The sequence below is a fragment of the Polycyclovorans algicola TG408 genome (genome assembly GCF_000711245.1).
Classification (GTDB): Bacteria; Pseudomonadota; Gammaproteobacteria; order Nevskiales; family Nevskiaceae; genus Polycyclovorans; species Polycyclovorans algicola.
On the sequence record NZ_JOMH01000001.1, the window covers coordinates 2,581,756 to 2,607,941 of the forward strand.

Genomic DNA, 26,186 nt, shown 5'->3' on the forward strand with positions numbered 1-26,186 from the left:
GCAAGACGCTTCTGAACAATTTCAGAACAACGCATAATGTATATCGTGAATATTCGACGCTAAGTTATTGATTGCGGTCCCGAAGTCGGCGGCGTGCGCCCCCTGAGGCCAAAGGCATACCATCATCAGAGCGGCCCCGACTACGAACCCCGGTGCTACGGTTCTTTTGGCCCATCGCTTCGCCCCATCTTGATCGCCTACACAGTTCCGTCTGTGCGCCTCTGCAGCTGCCACCACTTGGTGCCAGGGCAACCCCAACATTTTTCCCAGCGTCACAGCCGCATCAATGGGTAGTGGTCTTGTGCCCGCTCGTATGTGGCTCAGTGCACCCTTTGAAACCCCGATTTTCTCGGCAGTTTTCGGGTCTGATCCCGTCTGTTCTTTGGCTTTGTCCAGTAGTTCGATCAGCGTCATGGGTTGTCCCTCGCGGTTGCGGCGTTATCCTACGCCTGCGCCCTGAACCCTCGAGTGCCGCTGTGTCGCCATCTGGTCAAAAAATCAGCCCTACGCACTCGATCCGCACTTCGCCAAGACCGAAGGCTGCGTTCCCCATCTGGCCGTTCGCTTGCGCAGCGTTCTTGATGGTTTTTGTGTTCGCCTGGTTTGCACGCCCGTTCTCATCTCCCTCTGCGGTTGAGCCTGGTCCTGCTCCTGACGTTCGTACTGTGTCAGAGACTGTTGAATCCTTCCCTGATCGTCTATCGGTCAATCCGGCCGACGCTGCAGTTCGTGTTGAGTCTCGCGTCTCGCCGGCGCCCCCTGATAGCGCCAAGATGCTTCGAGAGCGAAACTTTAGTGATGGCTATGTCTCGTCTGCCCCCCTCACCGTCATCGCCGCCCCGACCTTAGGCAGGCCACCCATTTCGTCCAGAACGTCGCCCGTAGTCCCATCGTCCGGTCGACCACAGGTTCAACAACACTCCGCACTTGTTGCCCCAGATGCTCACGCCGGCGAGTCCCTGCGCTGTTACCAAATTCGCAAAGCCCGCGAAACGATCAATCGCCAGGGCGTGCATCGCTCAACGCAGTTCATCCGCGATAGCCTTTTGGCCAACGCTAGGGCCTATACCCGAGCTGGCTGCGGTCGTTAGTCCCGACCGATTTCAAAAAACGTCTTGACTTTAGGTTGCGGATAAGCAACCTTTCGGCTCGATGGTTGCGCTTCCGCAACCTCGGGAGCCTCAAATGTCACTGCCGGATCTCGTCGACGTCCCCGCCGCAATCCAAGCTCGCCAGCTCGCCCGGGTTCACCTTGGTGACGCTTACGACGCCATCGCTCGCGCACTCGTAGCCCTCAATCACAACGATCCGGCCGCCTTCGATCACGTCGCAGCTGCTCAGGATGCAATCGACGCCGCTGCCGAGCGTGTTTTGTCCTTGTGATCGCCCTCGATCGCCAATGGTCAACCGCTCGGGCCCTGTTCTACGTGAGCGGCAACCCCCAGCCTCAGCGTGGTCTCTGGGCGTTGTGGGATGACGCCTCCCTTTGCTGGCGCTGCCACCTTGCAGGCGTCGGACTGCCTGCGCGTTCCTTCGTCATCTTTCGCCAAGGTCGCTGGCGCGGTGTTCTGGCTGAGCGTGGCTGGTTGCGCAACTACCGCATCAAAGTCGTTCCCGGCCTTTGGGATGGTCGGCCAGACGTTGTGATTGCGCCCCCCACTGTCGGCGATCAAATGGATCTGTTCGATGAGGGTGGTGAGTGGTTCGGCGGCGGGGTGGGTGTGTGCCGAAGCGGCGTAGCCGCCGGCACCCCGCGCACCCCGGCTGCTGGGGTCTATGGGTTTGTTACACCCATAGTTAGTCCGTTCCAGCGGAAAGACCAACCGTTTTCCGCCCCGTGACCGTCCACCTGTTCCCCCCTCACTTCGGGGACCTGACCCCTGACGGCCTGGACGCCCTTCCGGTCTTCATCGACTGGATTTCCTGCCATCAGACCCACCCTGACGGCTGCCCCGTCATCAATAACGGTCAAGTCATCAAAATTGATTCTGATCAACAAATCATTTTTGATGTTGGTCTGCATATGAAGGTTGAGGGCTCTTATGAATCTTCTATTCAGATTCGCTCAGATGGTAAAAGAGTTGAGTTCTCGGGGAATATCTCGCGATTTGGAAGACGCGATAATTTATTCGGGTTCTCGCTTGGTGATACTTTTCGCCGGATTAATCACTTGCTTAATCTTCTCGATCTTCCTCCGTTTTCCCTTGGTGTTCGTACTCGATTCGCTGACTCCGGGGTCAAATGGCTGGACGGTTGTACTGTTACTCGTATTGACCTGACCTGTAACTACCTCACAGGGTCACACGACAACGCAGAAGCGCTGCTTCGCGTTCTCTCCGGCCACCACGTCGGCCGACAAAAAGGCTCCCTCCGTCCTGATGGTCAAACCATTGAATATGGTTCTGGCTCTCATTACGTCTATGGCAAGTGCTATATCAAGGGAACTGAAATGAAAAAGCATTCTAAAAAGAAAAAGGGCAGGGACACTGACCCTGATTTAATCGATTGGGTAATCAACAACGGTGTGATGCGTGAGGAAATAGAGCTAAAACGAAATTATCTAGCTCAACAAGGATTGCTTTATCTCGGCGAAATCAATCAATCCCTTCTCTACGACATTTACGTTTCACGCTCACAATTAAGGCGCTTTGACATGGTCAAGTATGAAGACACCAATGAACTACCTCGCCACCTTAAAGCGACTTACTACGCTTGGCGAAACGGCGAAAAGATCAATCTGAAAAAGTCTCAGTTTTATAAACATCGCACTGAACTCATTAAGTACGGTGTTGACATCTCAATCCCCTCTACTGTTCGTTCTATACCAATCAGGGTCCGGACCGTAGAAATCGCAGCACTCGCCGCACCTGATTGGTACAAAAAGAAGTTCGGTTAATTTCCCTTTATTTCAGGAGTTTCTCTAATGGCAATTGAAAAAGTCAAAATCACAGGCGTTAAGTTCTTTCAAGGCTCAATTGATGGAAAGGACATCGACTCCGGCACCATCTTCGTCGAAGAAATGCTCGACTTCACCACAGGTCGCGCCAAAGGCTACGCCACCCAAGCTTATAAAGCTGGCAAAGCTTCCGTTTCGATGGAACTGATGAATCGTCATGAATTCCCACTTCTCGCAGAAGTTGAGTTCATGCGCGTCACCAACGGCAATGAAACGAAAAACGTGATTGCCAACGTCACCGCCATTCCCCACGACATCACCACCCCCAAGGCTGACAAAAAGGCCGCCTGATGTACGTCTTCGTCTGCGCCACCTCGGATGCCACTGGCTTCCAACCCGCCGGGGCTATGAGCGCTGCGGATGTTCCGACCTGCACCAACGCTCAAGCGTCTTGGGTCCACGTTGCTGATCTACCTGTTAGCTCGAGCTTGGCAACCACGCTCACGCTCACCGATGCAGCTGCACTCCTTGGGGCAACCATGTTCGCCATGGCTGTCGCCTGGGGTTTTCGTCAAGTGTTCGACTTCACCCAAAACCGCAGATAAGCCGGGTTTGCGGTTACTTCTTCCTTCCGGCCTTTATGGAGATTCACCTATGTTTCAAGCCTTCAAAAACCTCCTTGCGCGTATTTCGGCCAAGGCCTCTCACGTTTCGGCCCTTGTTGCGTCGTCTGTCGTGGCTTCTCCGGTCTTGGCTCAGACCGAACCCACGATCGATACCGCCGGCGTCACGTCCTTTATCACCGGCGAAATCGTCACCGGAATCGCCGCAGTCGGAGCCGTCTTCCTGATCGTCGCTGCAACCTTCGCGGGCTTCCGCTGGGTTCGTGGCGCAGCAGGCGGCAACTAACCAAAACCTCAAAGGGTAGGGCGGGGAAACCCGCCCTTTTCATATGAACGAAACGATCTTGATTGTCTGGGCACTCCTCACCGGTTTTTGCTGCCTTCTGGTTTTGTTCAAATGATTTATCGTTCAGTTATTTTCATTTTTTTAGTCTTACCTCATTTGGCATTTGGTCAGATTCAATGTCCCTCAGGAACCTCATTGGTTTTTAATGGCCCATCGTCTTTTGCCAGTATACCTTCTGGTTTAAACACGTGTCTTAACGACGCTATTACTCTGCTCTCAGGTACTTCTTACAGTAGTGGGTCCGCATTGTCCGCTTATCAGAGTTGTTTGCCTTATAGTACTTCGTCCTATACGGTCACAGATGTTAGTATTTCTTTTGTTGGGGTTTCTGGTGCTTCTAATCGTTATAGTGGTAGTTTTACCCGCACTCAAACTAGCGACGGCGTTGTTACTACTACAGGAATAAAAGATCATTTAGCGACCTGCTCTGTTCCAATTGAGGTTTGCGACGTTTCAACCGGTGATGAATACATTGTTCCTGTTTTCGACCTTTCTTCAGGTTCTCCGCCTGCCACCCATTGTCAAGACAATTGCGAGTTTTTATCTGTCCGCAAGCACGGCATTTACGGCACGTGTTCTGCTGGCAGTCCCGATTCCTGCGCTACCGGCTCTGAGCTTTGGGTTTATCAATCAACCGGCCTTTTGTGTGAAGTCCCACCAGAACCCGAAATCGCCCTAATCGAACACGATGGCACCGCCCAGGTGTCAGCTGATAACACCACGCTCCAACCTGAGCCCGATTCTCAATGTGGCCATGTTGGCGGTGAATACACCTGCATCCCCAAGAATTACCCCAATGCCAACGAATGTGTGACCACCCCTTCTGGCGCCATCGTTTGCGGCGGTGGTGCACCCTCCCAGTCCCGGCCCAATGTCAACAACACACCGATTCCCCCTGATTCGGTGATTCTTACTTCTGATGCTCAGACGCTTGCGCTAATCCAGCATTGGGATCGCACGACGACTGACAACGTCATGACCAACGACCCGCCGCCACAGCAGACCCCCCCAGCGCCTGAAAGCAACACCCCGCCGCCTCCTAACCCTCCTGCACCTAATGCGCCTCCTACGCCCGCTGAGGGCGACGGCAGTGGTGATGGAGACGGCAGCGGCGATGGTTCGTGTGACCCCGAAGTCGAGCAATGCGATGACCCTGACCCCGATCCCGACTGTGATCCTGAAGTTGAAGAATGCGGCCCCGGTGACGGTGGTGACTGTGACCCTGAAACCGAAGAATGCGGAGATGGCGGGGGAGGGGGCGGCACTGCCTCCTCGAGCTGTTCCAACGAACCCGATTGCACCGACGTTGGCCACGTTCAATGCGCGATCCTCCGTCAGGTCTGGACTTCCAACTGCAAAACCTTTGCCTTCGAGGACGGCACCACGCCAGCTGCAGCGGCTCAGCTGGTCGCCAGTGTTGGCTTAAACGACGGGATATCTACCGCTGAACAGGCTGCCGCTGATGAGCTCGAGACGGAAGTTGATGTGTCCTCGTGGATCTCCGAGTTCCTGCCTCAGTACAGCGGCGACACCTGTCCGGCTCCGATGACCTTCACCGCCCTTGGCGAAACCGTCGAATTCAAGTTCGACTTCATTTGTGACTTCCTCAGCATCATGAGTTTCTTCGTCATTTTTTCCTCAACGATCGGTGCGTTTCGCATCGCCTTTGCGAGCTAATCCATGCCCTTAATTGCGACCGCGCTGGCCTTCGTTCTTCGTGCCGCTTCGATCTTTCTGGTCGTCCGCACACTGCTCGCCCTCGGCCTTGGCGTCACCGTGTTCGTCGGTGGCCTTCAACTCGTAGACGCTGCGGAACAGGCGTTGCTGACCTCCTTCGGAAATCTTCCCGCTGCTGTTGCCCAGCTCATGCGCATCCTTGCGCTCGACTACGCGATCGCTGTCATCTTCGGCGCTTATACCTTCCGTTTTACCTACGGTCTCGCTGGCCGCTTCGGTCCTCGTTTACCTGAGGGCACGCCAGGGGTCACCAACTAATGCTTACCCTCTGGACGGGTAAACCCGGCAATGGCAAAACACTGAATTTGCTGTTCGAGCTCGAAGCCGAACGCAAAGCGCAGGCGAAGGCGCACAACGCCGATCCGACCAAGCCACCACCGCGCCCGATCTACTATCACGGCATCCCGGAGCTCACCCTAGAAGGGTGGTTCTACTGGGAAGACCCAACCAAATGGCAAGACCTACCGGTCGGCTCGATTCTCGTTGTTGACGAAGCGCAAAAACACTTCCCGGTCAGGGAAAAGGGCAAGGCTCCGGACTTCGTCACGGATCTATCAACCCACCGTCACCTTGGCGTCGATTTGCACTTGGTCACCCAAGACCCGATGCTGGTCGACGTCTGGCTACGCCGCCTGGTCAATCGCCATATCCACGTCGTGCGCCCCTGGGGCGTCTCGATGTCTTTTCTCTACGAATGGCAGCAAGTCACCGACATTGGTGACATTGGCGCACGCAAGCAGGCGTTGACCCGAAAACGACCGTTCCCCAAAGAGTTCTTCGGCGTTTACAAGTCGGCCGACATGCACACCCAGCAAGCTCGGCCGCCGTGGTCGAAGCTGATCGGGATTGGCGTCATGATCGCGGCCGCAATCGGCCTGGTCATTTTCGTCATTCTGAAAATCATCAGCTGGGGCGATGCGTCGGAACATGACCCCATGGCTCAGCAGCTCGACCAGCTCACCGCACAGCAAGCCGTTACTGGCCAGCAGATTCAGACCCTCGCAAACAGCCTTGAACGCCTCACCAACGCGCTAGACCCTCAGATCGAGGGCCTGCCATGGTCTGCGCCGTTCTATGGCGACATGGTGTCTCCCAAGGTCATGCCGTACGTTTCTGGCTGCTCACGCATACAGACATGGCGTGAAGATCGATGCACCTGCACCGATCAACAAGGCTCGATTGTTCCGATGGACACCAGCCAGTGTGTTGCCTGGTTCAAAGCCGGCGACTTCGACTGGTCAGCCCAGCGCCAGGAAGACAACGACCGGCTGATCTCCGAGCTCGAAGCACGTCAAAACGCTGGCGGTTCGCGCTCTGGTTCATCGAGCTCGCAACCTGAAACCACCTCGATGCCGGGCATCTTTAGTGGCTTTGATCAATCAGGCAGTTGAGTTAAACGCCTTTCATGCTGGGAATCCCGGCATGCTCACGCACAACAAAAAGCCCGCCGAAGCGGGCTCTCTCTTACTTCTCCATGTCCTCAATGATCGTGCTTGGCCTACCGTTCTCGATCCAACACTTCACCGCTTTAAACGGTGTCGCTGTCCCGGCCTTTCCCATCCAGTACGCCCGTTCCAATTCGGTCCAACTGTTCCAGACGTCGATTCGGCTTTCAACCGTATCCACCCTCATCAGCTCGTTCATGTCCTCACCTCGAGATCACCAGCGGCCGCTGGCGAAGTCAGGGGGGTTTTGGCGAGCATCGGGTCAAGGACGCAGCCGCGTAGCGGTCAGGTCAGGCGTCAGACGGTACGGCTTCAGGTACCGGCTGTCGGCTGGCCTGATCCTTGACGCGAGCGCAGACACAACCACACTGCGCAGACCAGCAGCCGCACCATGATTGACGCTGCAAAAGGAGTAGCGGGAACCGCACGACGCGCAGCGGCAAACATTCAACACGGCGCGGCTTCAAGCGCCGCCGCACGCCCTAGGCGGGCGGATAACACCCGCAACCACCGGGTGAGCTTTCGTTTCAACGCATAATGTATATTATGTCAAGTTATTTATTAAAGGTGGACAAACGTTGTGCCACAGCAGGCTTTTCCGAGCCCTTTTTCGTCGCTTGCTCTAAGGTGGGCCACCCCATTGAATCCACTCACGCGGAGCACATTCATGCGTCAGACCTACAAGATCGGTGTCATCGTCGGCAGCCTGCGCCAAGCGTCCATCAATCGTCGTTTGGCAGAGGCCATGGTCAAGCTGGCACCCAGTCATCTGTCCTTTGAGTTCATCGGTCTTGAGGCATTGCCGATGTACAACGGCGACCTTGAAGCGGACCGTCCGTCGTCGGTCAATGCATTCACGCATGCCGTGGCCGCCTGCGACGGCTTGATGATCGTGACGCCCGAACACAACCGCTCACTGCCGGCGGTGCTGAAAAACGCCATTGACTGGGGGTCGAAGCCGATGGAGGCCAACGTCTGGGCCAACCAGCCCGTGGTGATCTGTGGCACCAGCCCCGGCGCGATGGGCACGATTGCCGCGCAGTTGCACCTTCGGCAGATTCTGGGCGTGCTTAACGCGCAGGTGGTGGGCGGTGAGGCCTACATTCAATTCAAGCCTGACCTGCTCGATGACAGTGGCGCAATTGCCGTGGAAGGCACCCGCAAGTTCCTCTCGGCCTATCTGGAGCGATTTGGACAACTGGTCCTTCAGCTTCGCGCCGACGCGGGCTGAGAGTGCCGGCGTCAAAAGGCAGGCGAGTTCCTACGCGAATCTCTGACGCAGGACGCTAGGGCGTCCACCGATGGTCGAAGGCCTTGAGCACCCGTTCGGAATACCAGGTTTTGCCGTAGCTGCCGTTGTAGCGCGCCAATGCGGGAATCAGGTCGTCGCGCTCGCGGTCAAGGTAGTGACGCAAAATTGTGCAGCCGTAGCGCAGATTGGTCTGCGGATTGAACAGATTGTCGTCAGGCCGGCCCAATTCCTTGAGCCAGAACGGCATCACCTGCATGAAGCCCAAAGCGCCGGCGCTGGAGATGGCAAAGCGGTCGAAAAGCGACTCCACCTCGATCAACGACAGCACCAACTCAGGTGACAGGTTGGCGCGGCGTGATTCGGCGTGCACCAGCCGCAAAAATTCCAGCCGCTCGGCGTCATCCGGCATGAAGCGCTGCAGCCGACCGGACATGTCGAGCAGCCAAACTTCGGCGTCGAAGCGGTCGCCAAAGCTGTCAGATGCCGCCACCGCCTCGCTGAGCGCCGCGCGCAACTCAGGATCGGGGTCGGGCGCAATTGGCTGGGCCCCTGCCCCGGCCGCCCACAAGCCCAGCCCCAACACGGCCCAGCCTCGCCATTGCATCAGAGCGCGCACGGCCAATATGCCTAGCCGCGAATCCGCGCCAACACGGCGTCAAGACCAGACGGCACCCGCTCGGCATCGGCGGCGTCGCGCGCCTTAAACTCGACCTGCCCGTCGGCCAGCGCCTTGTCGCCAATCACGATGCGATACGGAATGCCGATCAACTCGGCGTCGGCGAACATCGCGCCGGGCCGTTGGCCACGGTCGTCGAGCAGCACGTCGATGCCGGCGGCCTGCAGGCCGTCGTACAACTCGGCCGTTTTGGCCTGCACGGCCTCGGAACGATCAAGGCCAATCGGACAGATGACCACCGTAAACGGCGCCACGCTGGCCGGCCAGATGATGCCCTTGTCGTCGTGGCGCTGTTCGATGATGGCCGCCACCAACCGCGACACACCGATGCCGTAGCAGCCCATCCACGGCGTCACCGACTGGCTGGCTTCGTCGAGTACGGACAGGCCCATCGCCTCGCTGTACTTGCGACCGAGCTGGAAGATGTGCCCGCCCTCGATGCCGCGGTAAAACTTGATGCGCCCCACCGCGTCCGGGCTGGCGTCGCCTTCAACAATGTTGCGCAGGTCGGCGGCCTCCGGTTCCGCGCAATCGCGGCCCCAGTTGACGTTCTGTAGGTGGAAGTCAGCTTCGTTGGCGCCGCAGGTGAAATCGGCAATGGCCGCTGCGGCGTGATCGGCAATCACCGGAATCGGGCTGTTAACCGGCCCTAGGTAGCCCACTTCACACCCGAACAGCGCCTCCACTTTTTCGGGTGAGGCCATGATGAACCCGGCGCCGATCATCGGATGTTTGGCGGCCTTCACTTCGTTGAGCTGGTGATCGCCGCGCAAGGCGATGGCCCGCAGTTCGCCGCCAGCGGTTTGCACGACGAGCAGCTTGACCTTGGCAGTGAGCGGCGTGTTCAGGAACTTCGAGACCTGCTCGCAGGTTTTCTGGCCCGGCGTTGACACCTTGATGATGTCGGCCGTGGGGGCGCCGCGCGGCCCCGGCGCAACGCAGGGCGCAGCTTCAACGTTGGCGGCAAACGGGCCGCTGTCAGACACCGCCAGCAGGTCTTCGCCCGAGCCGGCGAGCACGTGAAATTCTTCCGAGCGGTTGCCGCCGATGTTGCCGGCGTCGGCCTGGACGATGCGGTAGTCGATGCCCAAGCGGTCAAACACGCGGGTGTAGGCCTCGCGCATTACCTGGTATTCACGACCCAGATCGGCCTCGTCGATATGGAAGGAATAGGCATCCTTCATAAGGAATTCGCGGGCGCGCATCAAGCCGAAACGGGGGCGGCGTTCGTCGCGGAACTTGGTCTGGATCTGGTACAGGTTCAGCGGCAACTGGCGATACGAACGCACGTCCTGCTTGACGTGGTGGGTAATCACTTCCTCGTGCGTCGGGCCATAGCAGAAGTCATTGTTATGGCGGTCCTTGATGCGCAGCATCTCGCCGCCCATCTGCGCCCAGCGGCCGGATTGCGCCCACAACTCGGCGGGCTGTATCGATGGCATCAGCACCTCGACGGCACCGGCCCGGTTCATTTCGTCACGAACGATGGCCGCGACCTTGTTCAGCACGCGCAGGCCAATCGGCATCCAGGTGTAGAGGCCGCTGCCCAGCTTGCGGATGTAACCGGCGCGCTGCATGAGCTGGTGAGACACGACCTCGGCATCGGCCGGGGTTTCTTTGGCGGTGGACAGCGGAAAGCGGGAAAGGCGCATGGGGCGTTGACGGTAATCAGAGTTGGAAGTGGGGCTGGCGTGATGAAGCGGATGCTAATGCAGCGCTTCTGACAAGGCGTTAGGAGATAGCGCGTGCGATTGAGTGCAGATCGAGGCGCGAAAAGGAGGGCTAGCCGGCACGATCGCGACGATGAGCAACGAAGCGCTGTGCGCAAGCGCGCCGCCAGAACGAATGAATTGTTGGAAGCGCTGCACTCGTCAATCTTCCAGCATGAGCACCCGCTCGACGGGGGCCTGCGCACCGCGCTGCCAGGCGCGAAGCTCGAGTACGCCCTTGGTGTCGAGCGAAATGATCAGGTTCAGGCCCGCACCGTCGAGCTCATCCAGCGTCGGCACGGCGGGCGCGTCGGGTATCGACCACAGGCGCGCGAAGCACTGCGGTGGCGGCTGGGTAGTCCAGGCCAGCGGTCGCCCTGACTGCGCGCTGACGTAACCGCGTATCGCTGCGGGCTGGGCAATCTGCGCGCGGTGCAACAGGTCAATCGCCAGCCGGCGCGGCAGACGAACAGGATCAGGCAGGGTCAAGGTCATGGGTTCCACAGACGGGACAATTCGGATCGCGAGAGACGGTCAGTCGCCGCCATTGAAGGTGCTCGGCTGACCAAGTGTGAAGGGTTCCGGCATCGTCGGCGAGCCCCAGCAGCCGGCGCAGCGTCAGCCAGGCTTGCATCACGCCCACCGTGCCGACCACCGGTCCGGCAATACCGGCGTCTTCGCAGCGCTCGGCGTCTTCACCCTGCGGTGGATACATGCAGGCGTAGCAGCCGCCCCTCCGGGTCGGGTCGAGCACCGCAATCTGGCCTTCAAAGCGGATCGCTGCCGCGCTGACCAGCGGCTTGCGCGCAGCCACGCAGGCGGCGTTGATGGCAAAGCGGGCCGAGAAACGGTCAGTGCCGTCGAGTACCACATCGGCCTCGTGAAGGCGCGCCAGCGCCGCGGCGGGCTGCAGCGGCACCACGTCGATGTCGTGGTTCAGCGCCCGCAACTGGGCGGCGGCGGCTTCGATCTTGTGTCGGCCCACATCGGCTTCGCGATACAGCACTTGGCGCTGCAGATTGCTCAGTTCCAGGCGGTCGGGATCGGCAATTAACAGCTGCCCGACCCCGGCGCCGGCGAGGTACGGCGCGCTGGCGCTGCCGAGCCCGCCCATGCCGAACAGCATCACCGTGGAATCACGCAGCATCTGCTGGCCGTTGATCCCAATTTCGGGCAGCACGATCTGGCGCGAGTAGCGCTGTAGGTCAGTCATGGCGCGCGGCCAACGGTGGCGCGCGGCTGGCCGCCGAGATCAAGCCGCGTTTCGACGCCGTCGAACCCGGCCTCGACGAACAGGGCCTGTACGGCTGGGCGCTGGTCGAAGCCATGTTCGACCATCAACCCGCCCCCCGGCCGCAACCGATGGCGCGCGTTGGCGATGATCACGCGCAGCGCGTTGAGTCCGTCGAAACCGTCGGTGAGCGCCATCTGTGGCTCGAAACGCAGCGATGCCAGGTGCGGATCGCGGGCGGCAACATACGGCGGGTTGCTGACAATCAGATCCTGCGCAGCGCCCTGCCCCAGTAACCATTCACCGAAATCGGCGGTCTGCCAATCAATGGCCACGCCCAGCCGCTGAGCATTACCCCGGGCCACCACCAGCGCTTCGGGCGACAGGTCGATGGCGGTGACTTGTGCGTCCGGTCGTTCCAGCTTGAGCGCCAGCGCGATGACGCCGCTGCCGGTGCCCAGGTCGACCACAGTCGGTGCGTCAAGGTCGTTCAACCACGCCAGTGCCCAGGCGACCAACAGCTCGGTTTCTGGGCGCGGCACCAAGACCGCCGGGCTCACCGCCACGCTGAAGGTCCAGAAGCCTTTTTCCCCGAGCAGGTAGGCCACAGGCTCGCCCTTGGCGCGGCGTGCAATCAGCCGCTCAAAGAACTCGGCATCGACCGGCGCCAGCTCATGGTCGAGGCGCGTGAACAACTGCGCCCGCGAGTAGCCGAGCCGATCACCCAGTAGCCATTCAGCATCCTGGCGCGGGCTGTCGCTGACCGCTTGCAAGCGGGTCATGGCGTCGGCGATGGCTTCGGCCAGGCGCATCACCCGATCCCCGAAATCTCAGCCAACAGCTCGGCCTGATGTTCGGCCAACAGCGGTTGGATGACCGCGCCCAGATCGCCGGCAACCACCCGGTCAAGCTGATAGAGCGTCAGATTGATGCGGTGATCGGTGACCCGCCCCTGCGGAAAATTGTAGGTGCGAATGCGCTCCGAGCGATCACCGCTCCCAACCAGGCTCTTGCGCGTGGCGGCGCGTTCGGCGGCTTCGCGGCTGCGCTGGGCGTCAATCATTCGCGACGCCAACAGCGCCAGCGCCTTCGACCGGTTCTTGTGCTGGCTGCGTTCTTCCTGACACTCAACGATGATGCCGGTCGGCAGGTGGGTGACGCGAATCGCCGACTCGGTTTTGTTGACGTGCTGACCGCCGGCGCCAGAGCTCTTGAAGGTGTCGAACTTCAGATCAGCCGGGTTGATTTCGACGTCTTCAGCTTCAACCTCGGGCAGCACGGCAACGGTGGCCGCCGAGGTGTGAATACGCCCCTGGGTTTCGGTCTCGGGCACGCGCTGCACGCGGTGCGCACCGCTTTCAAATTTGAGTTGCGAGTAGACCCCGAAGCCGATCACCCGCGACACGATCTGCTTGTAACCGCCGTGCTCGCCGTCACTGGCCGACAGCACTTCAACCTGCCAACCCTGTGATTCGGCGTAGCGGCTGTACATGCCGAACAGGTCACCGGCAAAAATCGCCGCCTCGTCGCCGCCGGTGCCGGCGCGGATTTCAAGAAATACGTTGTTGCCGTCCAGCGGGTCACGCGGCACCAGAAAGCGTTGTAGCTCGGCTTCCAGGGTGTTGATGCGGGTGACGGTCGCGGGCCGCTCGGCGGCCGCCATGCTGCGCATTTCAGGGTCGGGCTCGCCCGCCATCTCGTCGAGCCCGGCCAGGTCATTGACGGCGGCGCGGTAGGCCGAGAACGCCTCGGCCACTGGCCCGAGCTGCGCATATTCCTGCGAGAGTCGCCGGAAGCGATCGGCGTCGCGTGCGGCATCCTGTGCGGCCAGCTCTTCGGCCAGTTCGGCGCGCCGGTCAACCAGCGTCTGCAATTTGTCGATCAGTGAAGCTTTCATGGATGAACCGGTAAACGAAGCGAAGTGTATGCGGCAACGCGTAGCTCGCCCGCTTCGCTAACGCTCGTGGTCGTCATCCCCCGGCACGGATCCGTCGAGTCCAAACAGGCGCCGGGTGGCTTCGAGCAGTACCCCCTGTTCGACGCGATCAGCCTGCCCGAGTCGCGACACCGGAGCGTGCAGCAGCTTGTTGGTCAGCGTGTCGGCCAAAAACTGCATGACCGCCTCGGGCGCTTCACCGTTGACCAGCCGGCGACGCGCCTTGTCGAGCACTTCATCGCGCTGGCGGGCCGCCTGATGGCGCAGTGCGCGCAGGGTGTCGCCGGCGTCACGGGCATCGAGCCAGCGCATGAAGACATCGGCTTGTCCGGCAATCAGTGTCCGTGCCTCAACCGCTGCGCCTTCGCGCAATTTCATGTTCTCTGCCACCACATGACGCAGATCATCGATGGTGTAGAGGTACACGTCGGCCAGCTTGCCGATGCGCGGTTCGATGTCGCGTGGCACGGCCAGGTCGATCATGAAGACCGGTTTTCGGCGCCGCTGGCGCAGCGCCTTTCGCATGGCATCAAAGCTGATCACCGCCTCGCGTGCGGCCGTCGACGAGACCACCAGATCGGCACCCGGCAGCGCGTCATCAAGCTGCGCAAGGCTGATGGCACGTCCGCCGAGATCAGCCGCCAGGGCTTCGGCGCGCTCAAGGCTGCGATTGGCGACGGTGATCTGCCTGACGCCCTGCTGCTGCAGGTAGCGCCCGACCAGCGTGATCATTTCCCCCGCGCCGACCAGCAACGCGGTTTGCTGGGTCAGGTCCTCGTAAATGCGCCGCGCCATCTGCACCGAGGCGTAGGCCACTGACACCGGGTGGGCGCCGATGTCGGTCTCACTGCGCACCTGCTTGGCCACCGAAAACGCATGCTGGAAAAGCCGTGACAGCACGGGACCCAGGCTTTCAGCCTCGTTGGCAATGGCAAAACTCTGCTTCATCTGGCCAAGAATCTGCGGTTCGCCCAGCACCATTGAATCGAGTCCGGATGCCACCGCCAGCGTGTGCTCGACACTGCTGCGCTCGTGATGGCAGTAAACATGTTGTGCATCCAGTGCAACCACCCGGCGGTCCGCCTGCCACCACGCCACCAATGCCGCTTCGTCGACCGCACGCCCAACCGTCATGAGCTCGGTGCGGTTGCAGGTCGACAGAATCGCCGCCTCGGCCACCCCTGGTAGTGCCCGCAGGCGCGCCAGCGCATCGACCAGGTCGGCCTCGGCGAAGGCCATGCGCTCACGCAGCTCGATGGGGGTGGAATGGTGACTCAGTCCGAGGGTGATCAGGGTCATGCTGGATCCCGACCGCCGCCAGACGAGTGAAAGGAAGGCGTCATGCAATGATTTTCCGGCATGGCACGCACAACAACAAGCCGATGTGCCCGGGCTGGGCCATACCGACTTGGTGTAGCCCGGTTACGCTGTCCATCATCACGCGTAGAGGATCGTTTCAACATGCAACGACATTGGACTGCCATCCGTGGCCTGACGCTGTGCAGCGTGCTGGTGCTCGCCGGCTGCGCGATGGGCGGTCGGTCACCCGAGCGCACCCAGATTGAACCTCATGCAGCACCGGTCACCACGCCTAACACCTCAGTGCCACGGGTCGACGAGCCGGTGCGACAACCGCAGCCCATCGACACCCACGCGGCCGCGACCTACCACATTCTGGTTGGCGAGCTGGCGGTGCGACGTGACCAGCCCGAGATTGCCGCCCGGGCGTTTCTCGCCGCCCTGCGGTCGGTTCCAGACCTCGAACTGGCCAAGCGTGCCACCCAGCTGGCACTGCAGGCTGGCGATGATGTGGCAGCGCTTGAGGCCGCCAGCATCTGGCTGAAGCTGGATACTCAGGAAGGCGATGCCCGCGAAGTGATTTTGCGCGTGCACCTGATCAACGAGCGCGTCGAAGAAGCACTGCCACATGCGCTGGCGGTGGTCGATGGACACGCGGCCGGTCCCGAGGAAGGCTTTCGTCACCTTGGACTGCTGCTGGCGCGCGTGCCGGCGCGGCTCGGGCCCTCGGCGCTGGCGGTGATGGAAAATGTCCGCGATCGACGCATCGACGGCAGTGGCAGCGCCGTGGCTTACGGCAGTCTGGCCCTGCGCTTCGACGAGTTGGACCTTGCTGAAGAAGCCGCGCGCGAGGCGATGGCCGATCACCCTGACGACCAGGCCGGCGCGTTATTACTGGCCGGCATCAAGGTACGGCGGGGTGACATCGACGAAGCGCTGGCGCTGGCCGAACAGGCCTTTGCTGCGCAGCCGAAGGTGAGCCGCGGCGATCTGCGCATGACCTTTGCCCGTGTGCTGCTGGAGGCCGGAGAGCCTGAACCCGCTGCGGCCATGCTCGAAACCGCACTCGAGGAAGACCCCGAGCTGGTCGATGCCCGCTATCTGCTGGGCGCCATCGCCGCGCAAAACGAAGACTGGCCCACCGCCGAGCGCTGGTTCAAATCATTGCTGGACACGTCCCGCGAGCAGGAAGCGGCAATGCAGCTGGGTCAGCTTGCCCAACAGGACGCCCGGTTCGAGGAAGCGCTGACTTACTACGCGCGGGTCCGCCGCGGACCCGCTGCCTTTGACGCACTGACCCGTCGCGCGGTGGTATTGGCGCAAGTGGATCGGCTTGAAGAGGCCCGTCAGCTTTTACAACGGGTCCGCAACGAATTGCCGCAGGCCGCGCCGCAATTGATCATGGTCGAGGTCGAATTGCTGGTCGACGCCGACGACCATGCTTCGGCATTGGAGCTGCTCGACACTTCGCTGGAAGATGCGCCGGACGACCCCGACCTGCGCTACGCCCGCGCACTGGCTCTGGAACGAGCCGGTGATTTGCCGCGCGCTGAAGCCGACCTGCGCCACGTCCTTGAAAACGACGAAAACGACGCCCGCGCGCTCAATGCGCTGGGCTATCTGCTGGTCGTGCAGGAGCGCAAGCTGGACGAGGCGCGCGACCTCATCGACCGCGCACTGGTGATCGAGCCCGAAGACCCGGCCATCATGGATTCCAAAGGCTGGCTGCTCTATAAGCAGGGCGATCCCAGCGCCGCCCTGCCCTGGCTGGAGCGTGCCCACGCGGCCTATCCCGATCCCGAAGTTGCCGCACACCTGGGCGAAGTGCTGTGGGTTCTGGGGCGCCAAAATGAAGCCCAGCAGATATGGGATGCCGCTCTCGTCACCGACGCCTCACACCCGGTGCTGACACAAACCCTGGAACGGCTTGTGCCGGAAAAATGAGCCGCCGTGCCGTCTCGCAACTATGGGTTCTGGGCGCGTTGCTGACACTCGCGGCCTGTGCCACGCGCCCGCCGCAGCCATCTGTCGACGTGGTCGATCAGGACACCCGGCTGACGCGCTGGGCTTCCCACCGCGAAGCCCTGGTCGAGTGGGAGCAGTTTCTGCTTGAAGGCCGAGTGGCGGCCACTGGCCAAGCTCTGAGCGCGCGACTGCGCTGGCTGCAGGCGGAAAATCAACAGTTCGACCTGCGCTTGAGCGGGCCGGTGGGTCTCGGCGCCATGCGCTTGCGCGGCACGCCGGGTCGCGTTGAAATTCAGGCGCGACGCGACACTTGGACCAGTACCGATCCGGAAGCCGACCTCAAGGCCTTGCTCGGCTGGTCACCCCCCTTGACCGCCCTTCCCTATTGGGCGCGTGGCCTTCCCCAACCCGGCGTGCCGGCGCGCTTTCATCTTGATGCACAAGGTCGTCTGGTGCGCCTCGAGCAGGCCGGCTGGACCATGACCGTGACCGGTTACGGCGACTCCGAGCCGGCATTGCCAACCCGAATTGAATGGCAGCGCGATGCGCAGACCGTGACGCTGATCAACGATCGCTGGCAGCGCAGGCCATAATCCGCCTCCCTTGGAACCGCGGCATGCGGTCCGCCTGACGCCCGATGCCCGTGACTGACGACCCCTTCTCTGCCCGGTTCATTTGGCCCTCGCCGGCCAAGCTCAACCATTTTCTGCACGTGACCGGTCGTCGCGACGACGGTTACCACACGCTGCAAACCGTGTTCCAGTTCATCGACCTGCAGGATGAGCTGGTGTTCACGGCGCGCGGTGACGGCGACATTCACCTGCACAATGCCCCCGAGGGCTTGCAAGGTGACGACAATTTGATCCTGCGCGCCGCGCGACTGATCCAGCGCATGAGCGGCGTCCCGGTTGGCGCCGACATTCACCTGACCAAGCGCATCCCCGTTGGCGGTGGTCTCGGCGGCGGCTCCAGCAACGCAGCCACCACGCTGGTGGCGTTGAACCGACTTTGGAACCTTGGGTTTCCCCTGGACGAGCTGGCGGGCTATGGCGCCATCCTTGGCGCCGACGTGCCGGTGTTCGTGCGAGGCCGAGCGGCTTGGGGCGAAGGCATCGGCGAACGGTTGATGCCCGTCACCTTGCCCGAGACCCCCGTTGTGCTGGTGGTGCCACCCGTGTCGGTATCGACCGCCAGTATTTTCAAGGACCCGGCGCTGCCACGCGATCACGCGCGGGTGGATTGGGCGACCTTCGAGGCCGGCGCGTGCGTCAACGACTGCGAGGCGGTCGTCTGTCGACGCCACCCTGAGGTTGCCGAAGCCCTGGCTGCACTGCGCAAGCTGGGTCCGGCCCGGCTTTCGGGCACCGGTGCGGCGGTGTTCCTCCCCTGCGATTCGCAACACGCGGCTCAGATGGTGATCGACCAATTGCCAAAAAACTGGACCAAACGCGTGGTGCAGGGGCTGAATCATTCGCCACTCGCGGCTATACTGCGCGGGCTGTAACGCAGCGCATCAGGTAAACCGTGTTGGGGCGTCGCCAAGTGGTAAGGCAGCGGGTTTTGATCCCGCCATTCGGTGGTTCGAATCCATCCGCCCCAGCCAATCCTGATCAATTTCATTCATTCGGTCGGCCGTGCTGATCCGACTTTCGCGTCCCTGAGCACCTGCCGTGCCGGCAATGGGCTTCTGGGCTGATCCAAATCCGATTACCCGCGAGTCCCCATGGTCGATACAAAGTTGACGCTGTTTTCTGGCAACGCCCACCCCAAGCTTGCCAAGGACATCGCCAACTATCTGAAAATGCCGCTCGGCCAGGCCATGGTCGGTCGTTTTTCGGATGGGGAAGTGCAGATCGAGATCCTCGAAAACGTCCGCGGTCGCGACGTCTTCGTCATCCAGCCCACTTGCGCGCCCACCAACGACAACATCGTTGAACTGCTGATGATGCTCGACGCACTGAAACGCGCCTCGGCGGGCCGCATCTGCGCGGTGATCCCCTACTTCGGCTACGCCCGGCAGGACCGTCGTCCTCGCAGTTCACGGGTGCCGATTTCGGCCAAGGTGGTCGCTGACTTGATTGGCGAGTGTGGCGCCGACCGCGTGCTGACCGTCGATCTGCATGCCGACCAGATTCAGGGCTTCTTCGACATCCCGGTCGACAATGTTTACGCCAGTCCGGTCTTGCTCGGCGACATCTGGCGCCAGAAGTACGACAACCTGATGGTGGTGTCGCCTGATGTGGGCGGCGTGGTGCGTGCCCGTGCCGTTGCCAAGCGGCTTGACGATGCCGACCTCGCCATCATCGACAAGCGCCGCCCGCGCGCCAACGAGTCACGGGTGATGAACATCATCGGTGATGTGTCGGGCCGCACCTGCGTACTGGTCGACGACATGGCCGACACCGCCGGCACGCTCTGCAAAGCGGCCACGGCTCTGAAGGAACATGGCGCGGTGCGCGTCGTGGCCTATGTGACGCACGCCATTCTCTCCGGCCCGGCGGTCAGCAACATCAACGATTCCGAGCTGGACGAGCTGGTGGTCACCGATTCGATTCCCCTGGCGCCCGCCGCTGCCGCGTGCCCGAAAATTCGGCAGTTGTCGATCGGTTCACTGCTGGCCGAAACCATTCGCCGTGTGTCGGCTGAAGAGTCGGTGTCGTCGCTCTACACCGACTGAGCGGCATCGCCTGCCCGGCCCGGCAGGTGCACGTCGGCCACCTGAACCCCTTCATCCTCGACCTTGTCACGCGCCAGCGCGCGGTCGTCCGCGTCGGCTGAAAGGCCGTCCTGGCGGGCGCTGACATGGCTGGTGTGCAGCAGCGTCACCAGCATCGGAAAGTGATCCGAGCCAAAAGACGGCAAGCGGCGGATGTCGAGCAGCTGAAAGTGTGCGCTGTGAAATAAATGATCCAGCGGCCAACGCAGAACCGCATAGCGGGCGTCAAAAGTGTTGAACATACCGCGCCCGACGCGGGGATCCAACAGCCCGCTGACCTTGCGGAACAGTCGCGTCGTCGCTGACCACGCGACATCGTTGAGATCGCCCGTGACGATCACCGCGAGTTCGCTGGCACGCACCCGCTTGCCGACCATCACCAGTTCGGCATCCCGCTCGGAAGACGTGTCGTTTTCGGTGGGGCTGGGCGGCGCCGGATGCAGGCAATGCAGGCTGACCCGGCGACCTGACGGCAAGGTCACCTGGGTGTGGATCGACGGCACATCGTCTTCGACCAGAAACTGTACTTCGGTGTCGCTGAGTGCATAGCGGGAATACAGGTGCATGCCATAAAGATTGTCCTGCGGCTGCTGCACCCGGTAGGGGTAGTCGTCGTGCAGCGCCGACAGCTGGTCTTGCCACCAACGGTCGGTTTCGAGCGTGACCAGAAGGTCGGGCTGGTGACGCGCCACCAATGCCCGCAGTGCCGGCGCATCGCGATTCGGTGTCAGGACGTTGGCGGTCATGATGCGCACGGTGTTGGCGTCATCCTGCTTTTTGGCAGACAGCACCTCCGGGCGAAACAGCCGCGTGTAAGGCACGATCCACCACGCCTGCAGCGCGAGACATCCTGCCGTGGCCAGCAACAGCGACCCGCGCAAAAGCGTCACGTCATCTCGCAGCATCAGCGTCTGTGCCAGCAGCAACGCCGCCAGCGCGCAGGCAATCTGCAGCCGTGGAAAATCCAGACCGCGAACGCGCCAGTGCTCAATTCGCGAGAGCGGCAGCAAGGTGGCGGCCGCCAACAGCGCCGTGATGCCTGCGGCCGCCAAGTCAGCCAGGCTCATGCGCGCAGGGCCCGACGCGTCATTTTTCGGGTGCCGTTTGATTGGTGATCATGCGGCCTAGTTTGGCCCAACCCGGCCGACAAGTCCTGCAGACGCGCCGAATGACCGGCCGCAACATCGCCATGTCCGCAGGCCGGTTGTGACAACCGAGGCACTCAGCCCGCCCAAACCCTGCCGTTGACGCTGATGGGTTATCCAGTCGACCGACCCGCCGCGGGACAGCGGCGACGCCGGCAGCCCCTAAATTCAGGTAGGCCCGGACAGGGGCTGGCCTGTGCTCCAATTCAAAGCTTGTTTAACCATAAACAGAGGAGTGGCTGATGACCGTGTCCAACCCGCCGATCGAGCACCTGATTGCGTCTGCCAGGCGTCAACATCTGGGCGATCTGCTACGGCGCAGCGCTGCGCGTCTGCCGAACAAGACGGCGCTGGTCTACGGCGCGCTACGGCAGACGTTTGCCGAGCTGGATGACGTCGTCAATCGCACCGCCAATGCGCTTGCCGAACGCGGCGTGGTGAAGGGCGACCATGTGGCGCTGCTGTCGCACAACAACCACGCCTTCGTGGTGATCCGATTTGCGCTGGCGCGGCTCGGGGCGGTGGTGGTGCCGATCAACTTCATGCTCAACGCCTCCGAGGTGGCCTTCATTCTCGACAATGGCGACGTCAGCGGCATGGTCGTGGAGGACGCACTGGCCGAGGTCGCTGACGCGGCCATCGTCGAATCCAGGCGCCGCATGAAGGTACGCGGTGCGATACGCGAAAAACGCGGTGACACGCCCAAAGGCTGGGAATGCGTACAGGACTGGATGCAGCATGCCAACGCCACCGAGCCCGACGTGGCGATTGGCGACGACGACCCGGTACAGATGCTCTACACCAGCGGCACCGAGTCGCGCCCCAAGGGTGCGGTGTTGTCGGCACGCAGTCTCTACGCCCATTACGCCAGCGTGACGGTCGACGGCGAGATGAGCAGCGACGATGTCGAGGTGCACTCGCTACCGCTGTACCACTGCGCGCAGCTGGATGTGTTTCTCACTCCGGATCTCTACCTCGGCGCCACCAGCATCATCCTGCCCGGCCCGGACGCCGGGCTGCTGCTGAAAACCATTGCGCAGGAGAAGGCCAACAAGCTGTTCTGCCCGCCGACGGTGTGGATCGCCCTGCTGCGCCATCCCGACTTCGACACCACCGATCTGTCCAGCCTTAATAAGGGCTACTACGGCGCCTCGATCATGCCGGTGGAAATCGTCAAGGAGCTCAGCCAGCGGCTGCCCAAGATGCGGCTGTTCAACCTGTACGGCCAAACCGAACTCTCGCCGGTGGCCACGGTGCTCAAACCCGAAGACCAGCTGCGCAAGCTGGGCTCGGCCGGGCGGCCGTCGATCAACGTCGAGACCCGCGTGGTGGATGACGACGACAACCCGGTCCCGGTGGGTACCGTGGGTGAGATCGTGCACCGCAGCCCGCACACCACGCTGGGCTACTGGAAAAACCCCGAGAAGACCGCCGAGGCCTTCCGCAATGGCTGGTTCCACAGCGGCGATCTGGGCGTGATGGACGACGAGGGCTACCTCAGCGTCGTCGACCGCAAGAAGGACATGATCAAGACCGGCGGCGAAAATGTCGCCAGCCGCGAGGTCGAGGAACTGATCTTCACCCACCCGGCCGTCTCGGAAGTTGCGGTGTTCGGCGTGCCGCATCCCAAATGGATTGAAGCGGTGATGGCGGTGGTGGTGCCGCGTGCCGGGCAGACCCTCACCGCTGATGAGCTGCTGGCGTTCTGCCGTGAACGCATGGCGGGCTACAAGGCACCCAAGCTGGCTGAGATTGTCGACACCCTGCCCAAGAATGCCAGCGGCAAAATCCTCAAACGTGACCTGCGCGAGCGGTTTGCCGCGCGCGGCAGGGCGCTGGGGTAGACGCTGCCGCACCAACGTCCTTCCGCGACATGGGTTAGCGTGGTCCGCTCACTCTTTTGGTCCGTGCGCCATGCTTGCACTCGTCGGCTTCCGCGGTTCCGTTTGCCCCCTGGTGTGCATGCTGCTGGCCGGGAGTCTGGTGGCCTGCGGCGGGTCAAGCGGCTCGGGCTCAGGCTCCGGCGCCGGTAATCCGCAGCCGCCGCCGACCATGGTTGGCGCCCTGAGCGCGCAGTACACACCACTAAGTCGCTGGATCTGCCACCCGGACCTGCCGGACAGCGAGGATGCCTGTGCCACCGGGCTCGACACCCTCTCGGTGGCGGCATCAGGCGAAGCGACCGTGTTGCCGTCCCAGCGCGCCGCCGACCCCGGCTTCGACTGCTTCTATGCCTACCCCACGGCGAGTCTTGATGCGGGCGAGAACGCCGACCTGTTCCCCGGCCCGCAGGAAATCCAGGTCACGCAGGTACAGTTCGCGCGTTACGGCGAGCACTGCCGCACCTTTGCGCCGGTCTACCGGCAGCGCACCCTGACCAGCCTTGCTGCGGCGGTGGCGGCCGGCTTGCTGGTCGACCTTCAGGGCTCGGCCGAGGCGCTGGAACTGGCCTACTCCGACGTTCGCGAAGCGTTCCTGCACTACCTCGCCGATCAGAACGACGGCCGCGGGGTGTTGCTGGTCGGTCACTCACAGGGCGCGTCACTGCTGCGCCGACTGATTGCCGAGGAGATCGAGAACGATCCTCTGCTGCACGACCGTCTGGTGGGCGCCCACTTGATGGGTACCTCGGTGGCGGTCCCGATCAGCGACGACGTGGGCGGCTCTTTCGCCCGCGTGCCCGCCTGCGGTAGCGCGCGCCAGACCGGCTGCGTAATCAGCTACGCCAGTTACCGTGAAGGTGATCCGCAGCTCGACGAACCGCTGTTTGGCACCACCCTCAGCCCCCTGACCGAGGCGTTGTGCGTGAATCCCGCGGCACTCTCCGGGGGCCGGGCGGCACTGGACGTGCGCTTTCCGCGGCGTCAGCCACCCGCATTTGAAACGCTGTTGATTCCACGTGGCAGTGGCGGGCCCTACCAGGACATCACCACCAACCTGCTGCTGAGCGATCCGTATTTCACCGTGCCCGGACAGATCAGCGGCCAGTGCGTCACCGACGACAACGGCACCCGCTATCTCGAAGTGCGCGTGACCCCCGAGCCCGACGGGCCGCGTGCCAACGACTACCCCGGCGAATTCCTCGGCGGCATCGGCTGGGGCTTGCACCTGATCGATGTATCGCTCACCCAGGGCGATCTGGTGCGTGTGGCCGGCGAGCAGGGCGATGCCTGGCTGAGCGCACGGTAACCCTGCTCCCGTATCGCCTCAGGACAGTTTCGGAAGAAATCGGCCGGTTCGTGTCTGGTAGCGCACGTAGGTGTCGCCCAGTTCGGCGCGCAGACCGCGCTCTTCAAAGTGCACCCCGATCAGGATGTAGACGGTCATCCCGGCACTGAACAGCAGCAGGCTGACGCTCATCTGCGGCGTGACCCACAACGCGATCAGCAACCCCAGCATCATCGGGTGACGAATCCAGCGGTAGAGCAAGTACTCCTTGAAAGCGACGGGCGTATACGCCTGGCGCGCCATGTTCAACCACACCTGTCGCAAGCCGAACAGATCGAAATGATTGGTCAGGAAGGTCGCCACCAGCACCAGCAGCCAGCCGAAGACATTGATGCCCCACAGCACCGACGACAGGGCTGCCGATTCGACCTGCCATACCGTACCCGGCAGCGGCTGCCATGCCGCGTACAGCACGATCAATACGACGTTCGTGGCCATGACGTAGGTGCTGCGCTCAGCGGCCTGCGGCAACCACGCGGTCAGGCGGCGCTTGAATGCTGGGCGGGCCATCACGCTGTGCTGAACGCCGAACAACACCATCAGACCGAGGTTGACGAGCAACGCCATCCAGACCGGACCCGGCGTGCCGCTATTGACCGTTTTGGGGACCGGCAGGCCCCAGACAAAGGCCATCAGGTAGAGGAACACCGCCAGAAAAAGAGCGTAGCTGACCACGCCGTACAGCAAGGTGATGACGCGTCCCATGATGTCCTCCTGTTCGCTGTCACGGCACGGGCGTCCGATACAGACACCAGTGCCATCGTTCAGCGCACCGCTCAGCCGCGCATCTTCACTTGCGCCCACGCAGGGTGCAGGCTGGCGGTCGCGCTGGGCCGCTCGGACATTCGCTTCATCCATCTGTGAAGCGGATCCAAGGAAGAATCCGCAGGCTGGCTTACGCCGGGTGCGAAGTCAAGACAGCTGTACAGCACTCGGTCGGCGATGCGGATCCGACCGCCACGGGTGAAGGGCTTGTTGCCCATCAACCTGTTCAGCAACGTGCGGTGATGACGGGGCAAGGTCCGTCAGGCCGTCAGGCCGCTTCGGCACCCAGCAAAACGAGTCCTCGCCCTTCTTGGAACCGGCCCGAACGGCCCGCCGGCACTCAGCCCGCCGAAACCCCACCATTGACACTGATGGTTTGTCCAGTTAACCGACCCGCCGCCGGACTTGCGAGATAGACAATCAGTGATGCGAGGTCTTCCGGCGTGGCGACGCCGAGCTGCGCCATCGGTTTGATCTTGGCAAACAGTTTGGCGCTGAAGCCGCTGGCCTGGTTGCGCGCAGCGGTGGGCGTGCCTTCGATCAATGATGGCGTCAGCACATTCACGCGAATGCCGTTGCGCTTGGCCTCCATCGCCAAGGTGCGCGAAAACACCACAATGGCCGACATGGCCGCGCCCAGCACGGTCTCGCCCGGCGTCGGCACCTTGGCGGCGTCGGAGGCGATGTTGATGATCGCCCCGCCCTTACGTTCGGCCATCAGTGGCAGCACCAGCTTGCACATCAGCATCGGCGCCATGACCACCGAGAGGATGATCGGCTCGATATCTTCAATGGGAATTTTCATCAAGGGGTCGGGCGTGTACACCCCGATGGTGGCGTTCACCAGCGTGTCGATACTGCCCATGCCCGCGTGTGCCTCGGCGACGATGCGCTGCGCTTGATCGACACGGTTGGCATCCCCCTGCACGAACATCACTTTGGCATCCGGCGCCGCCGCCAACACGCGCTGCCGGGCTTGTTCGCCACGTTCAGCGTTGCGGCCCACCAACGCGATACGTCGGACGCCCGAGTCGACCAACTGAATGGCGGTGGCCATACCCACACCCGACGTTCCACCGACAATCAATACGCTGCAATCGGCGAAGTCGCGGACCATCACCTTCATCGGTTCACTCATGACCCAGCACATTCCTGATATTTTCTGGCCGTTCGCCAAGACACAATACTAACGTCATCAAGTTGCCCGTCTTTGCAGA

The 26,186-nt window shown here is 61.9% G+C and carries 25 protein-coding genes and 1 tRNA gene; 14 read left to right on the forward strand and 12 right to left on the reverse strand.

The window, feature by feature from the left end:
• Positions 1 to 21: 21 nt before the first annotated feature.
• The gene (locus U741_RS19280) at positions 22 to 414 is read right to left on the reverse strand and encodes a helix-turn-helix domain-containing protein (RefSeq protein WP_152551604.1); all 393 of its coding nucleotides are present in this window, start codon (positions 412 to 414) and stop codon (positions 22 to 24) included.
• 774 nt (positions 415 to 1,188) lie between these two features.
• Positions 1,189 to 1,407, reverse strand: coding sequence for a hypothetical protein (locus tag U741_RS0112355; protein ID WP_029890766.1), 219 nt, complete (start codon positions 1,405 to 1,407; stop codon positions 1,189 to 1,191).
• 430 nt (positions 1,408 to 1,837) lie between these two features.
• On the opposite strand from U741_RS0112355, the gene U741_RS0112360 reads away from it, so the two are divergent.
• The 7 genes from U741_RS0112360 to U741_RS0112405 all read left to right on the forward strand — a co-directional run bounded on the left by U741_RS0112360 (position 1,838) and on the right by U741_RS0112405 (position 8,278).
• Positions 1,838 to 2,896 carry a phage/plasmid replication domain-containing protein gene (locus tag U741_RS0112360; protein ID WP_200872719.1) on the forward strand — a complete coding sequence of 353 codons (1,059 nt, stop codon included), beginning with the start codon at positions 1,838 to 1,840 and terminating at the stop codon, positions 2,894 to 2,896.
• A 27-nt stretch (positions 2,897 to 2,923) separates the two neighbouring features.
• Positions 2,924 to 3,247 carry a hypothetical protein gene (locus U741_RS0112365; protein ID WP_052378771.1) on the forward strand — a complete coding sequence of 108 codons (324 nt, stop codon included), beginning with the start codon at positions 2,924 to 2,926 and terminating at the stop codon, positions 3,245 to 3,247.
• A gap of 303 nt (positions 3,248 to 3,550) precedes the next feature.
• Positions 3,551 to 3,805, forward strand: a complete 255-nt coding sequence (locus U741_RS0112375) for a major capsid protein (RefSeq protein WP_029890770.1) — start codon at positions 3,551 to 3,553, stop codon at positions 3,803 to 3,805.
• A 111-nt stretch (positions 3,806 to 3,916) separates the two neighbouring features.
• Positions 3,917 to 5,542 (forward strand): virulence factor TspB C-terminal domain-related protein, encoded by a 1,626-nt coding sequence (locus U741_RS19285; RefSeq protein WP_152551605.1) that lies wholly within the window; start codon positions 3,917 to 3,919, stop codon positions 5,540 to 5,542.
• 3 nt (positions 5,543 to 5,545) lie between these two features.
• Complete coding sequence (locus tag U741_RS0112390) at positions 5,546 to 5,860, forward strand: DUF2523 domain-containing protein (RefSeq protein ID WP_029890772.1); 315 nt, start codon at positions 5,546 to 5,548, stop codon at positions 5,858 to 5,860.
• Entirely contained in the window at positions 5,860 to 6,993 is a 1,134-nt protein-coding gene (locus tag U741_RS18530; protein ID WP_052378772.1) for a zonular occludens toxin domain-containing protein, read from the forward strand. The genes U741_RS0112390 and U741_RS18530 overlap by 1 nt, the downstream gene beginning before the upstream one ends.
• Before the next feature lie 721 nt (positions 6,994 to 7,714).
• Entirely contained in the window at positions 7,715 to 8,278 is a 564-nt protein-coding gene (locus tag U741_RS0112405; protein WP_029890775.1) for an NADPH-dependent FMN reductase, read from the forward strand.
• Positions 8,279 to 8,333: 55 nt separating this feature from the next.
• On the opposite strand, the gene U741_RS0112410 is transcribed toward U741_RS0112405, so the two are convergent.
• The 7 genes from U741_RS0112410 to hemA all read right to left on the reverse strand — a co-directional run bounded on the left by U741_RS0112410 (position 8,334) and on the right by hemA (position 15,150).
• Entirely contained in the window at positions 8,334 to 8,903 is a 570-nt protein-coding gene (locus U741_RS0112410; RefSeq protein WP_029890776.1) for a lytic transglycosylase domain-containing protein, read from the reverse strand.
• Between the two features lie 23 nt (positions 8,904 to 8,926).
• On the reverse strand, positions 8,927 to 10,627 hold the full coding sequence (locus U741_RS0112415; protein ID WP_029890777.1) for a proline--tRNA ligase: 1,701 nt from the start codon (positions 10,625 to 10,627) through the stop codon (positions 8,927 to 8,929).
• A gap of 219 nt (positions 10,628 to 10,846) precedes the next feature.
• The gene (locus U741_RS0112420) at positions 10,847 to 11,179 is read right to left on the reverse strand and encodes a hypothetical protein (protein ID WP_052378773.1); all 333 of its coding nucleotides are present in this window, start codon (positions 11,177 to 11,179) and stop codon (positions 10,847 to 10,849) included.
• The gene (locus U741_RS0112425) at positions 11,160 to 11,897 is read right to left on the reverse strand and encodes a HesA/MoeB/ThiF family protein (RefSeq protein ID WP_029890779.1); all 738 of its coding nucleotides are present in this window, start codon (positions 11,895 to 11,897) and stop codon (positions 11,160 to 11,162) included. The genes U741_RS0112420 and U741_RS0112425 overlap by 20 nt, the downstream gene beginning before the upstream one ends.
• Positions 11,894 to 12,727, reverse strand: a complete 834-nt coding sequence (gene prmC, locus U741_RS0112430) for a peptide chain release factor N(5)-glutamine methyltransferase (protein WP_029890780.1) — start codon at positions 12,725 to 12,727, stop codon at positions 11,894 to 11,896. The genes U741_RS0112425 and prmC overlap by 4 nt, the downstream gene beginning before the upstream one ends.
• The gene (prfA, locus tag U741_RS0112435; RefSeq protein WP_029890781.1) at positions 12,727 to 13,812 is read right to left on the reverse strand and encodes a peptide chain release factor 1; all 1,086 of its coding nucleotides are present in this window, start codon (positions 13,810 to 13,812) and stop codon (positions 12,727 to 12,729) included. The genes prmC and prfA overlap by 1 nt, the downstream gene beginning before the upstream one ends.
• Positions 13,813 to 13,869: 57 nt before the next feature.
• Positions 13,870 to 15,150 carry a glutamyl-tRNA reductase gene (gene hemA / locus U741_RS0112440; RefSeq protein WP_029890782.1) on the reverse strand — a complete coding sequence of 427 codons (1,281 nt, stop codon included), beginning with the start codon at positions 15,148 to 15,150 and terminating at the stop codon, positions 13,870 to 13,872.
• Positions 15,151 to 15,312: 162 nt separating this feature from the next.
• Between hemA and U741_RS18535 the strand changes: the two genes are divergently transcribed.
• The 5 genes from U741_RS18535 (at position 15,313) to U741_RS0112465 (ending at position 19,792) form a co-directional block, all read left to right on the forward strand.
• On the forward strand, positions 15,313 to 17,094 hold the full coding sequence (locus U741_RS18535) for a tetratricopeptide repeat protein (RefSeq protein ID WP_052378774.1): 1,782 nt from the start codon (positions 15,313 to 15,315) through the stop codon (positions 17,092 to 17,094).
• Positions 17,091 to 17,708 (forward strand): lipoprotein insertase outer membrane protein LolB, encoded by a 618-nt coding sequence (lolB, locus tag U741_RS17875; protein ID WP_052378775.1) that lies wholly within the window; start codon positions 17,091 to 17,093, stop codon positions 17,706 to 17,708. The genes U741_RS18535 and lolB overlap by 4 nt, the downstream gene beginning before the upstream one ends.
• 44 nt (positions 17,709 to 17,752) lie before the next feature.
• On the forward strand, positions 17,753 to 18,619 hold the full coding sequence (gene ispE / locus U741_RS0112455) for a 4-(cytidine 5'-diphospho)-2-C-methyl-D-erythritol kinase (RefSeq protein WP_029890785.1): 867 nt from the start codon (positions 17,753 to 17,755) through the stop codon (positions 18,617 to 18,619).
• Between the two features lie 24 nt (positions 18,620 to 18,643).
• A tRNA-Gln gene (locus U741_RS0112460) sits at positions 18,644 to 18,718 on the forward strand.
• A gap of 120 nt (positions 18,719 to 18,838) precedes the next feature.
• The gene (locus U741_RS0112465) at positions 18,839 to 19,792 is read left to right on the forward strand and encodes a ribose-phosphate diphosphokinase (protein ID WP_029890786.1); all 954 of its coding nucleotides are present in this window, start codon (positions 18,839 to 18,841) and stop codon (positions 19,790 to 19,792) included.
• Here the strand turns inward: U741_RS0112465 and U741_RS0112470 are convergent.
• Complete coding sequence (locus tag U741_RS0112470; protein WP_029890787.1) at positions 19,780 to 20,898, reverse strand: endonuclease/exonuclease/phosphatase family protein; 1,119 nt, start codon at positions 20,896 to 20,898, stop codon at positions 19,780 to 19,782. The two genes, U741_RS0112465 and U741_RS0112470, sit on opposite strands and share 13 nt — an antisense overlap.
• A 320-nt stretch (positions 20,899 to 21,218) precedes the next feature.
• Between U741_RS0112470 and U741_RS0112475 the strand changes: the two genes are divergently transcribed.
• On the forward strand, positions 21,219 to 22,820 hold the full coding sequence (locus U741_RS0112475; protein WP_029890788.1) for an acyl-CoA synthetase: 1,602 nt from the start codon (positions 21,219 to 21,221) through the stop codon (positions 22,818 to 22,820).
• A 70-nt stretch (positions 22,821 to 22,890) separates the two neighbouring features.
• The gene (locus U741_RS0112480; protein WP_052378776.1) at positions 22,891 to 24,165 is read left to right on the forward strand and encodes an alpha/beta fold hydrolase; all 1,275 of its coding nucleotides are present in this window, start codon (positions 22,891 to 22,893) and stop codon (positions 24,163 to 24,165) included.
• Between the two features lie 18 nt (positions 24,166 to 24,183).
• Here the strand turns inward: U741_RS0112480 and mddA are convergent, their stop codons facing one another.
• Positions 24,184 to 24,909 (reverse strand): methanethiol S-methyltransferase, encoded by a 726-nt coding sequence (gene mddA / locus U741_RS0112485; protein ID WP_043110600.1) that lies wholly within the window; start codon positions 24,907 to 24,909, stop codon positions 24,184 to 24,186.
• A gap of 400 nt (positions 24,910 to 25,309) precedes the next feature.
• The gene (locus tag U741_RS0112490) at positions 25,310 to 26,107 is read right to left on the reverse strand and encodes an SDR family NAD(P)-dependent oxidoreductase (protein ID WP_029890791.1); all 798 of its coding nucleotides are present in this window, start codon (positions 26,105 to 26,107) and stop codon (positions 25,310 to 25,312) included.
• Between the last annotated feature and the right edge of the window lie 79 nt (positions 26,108 to 26,186).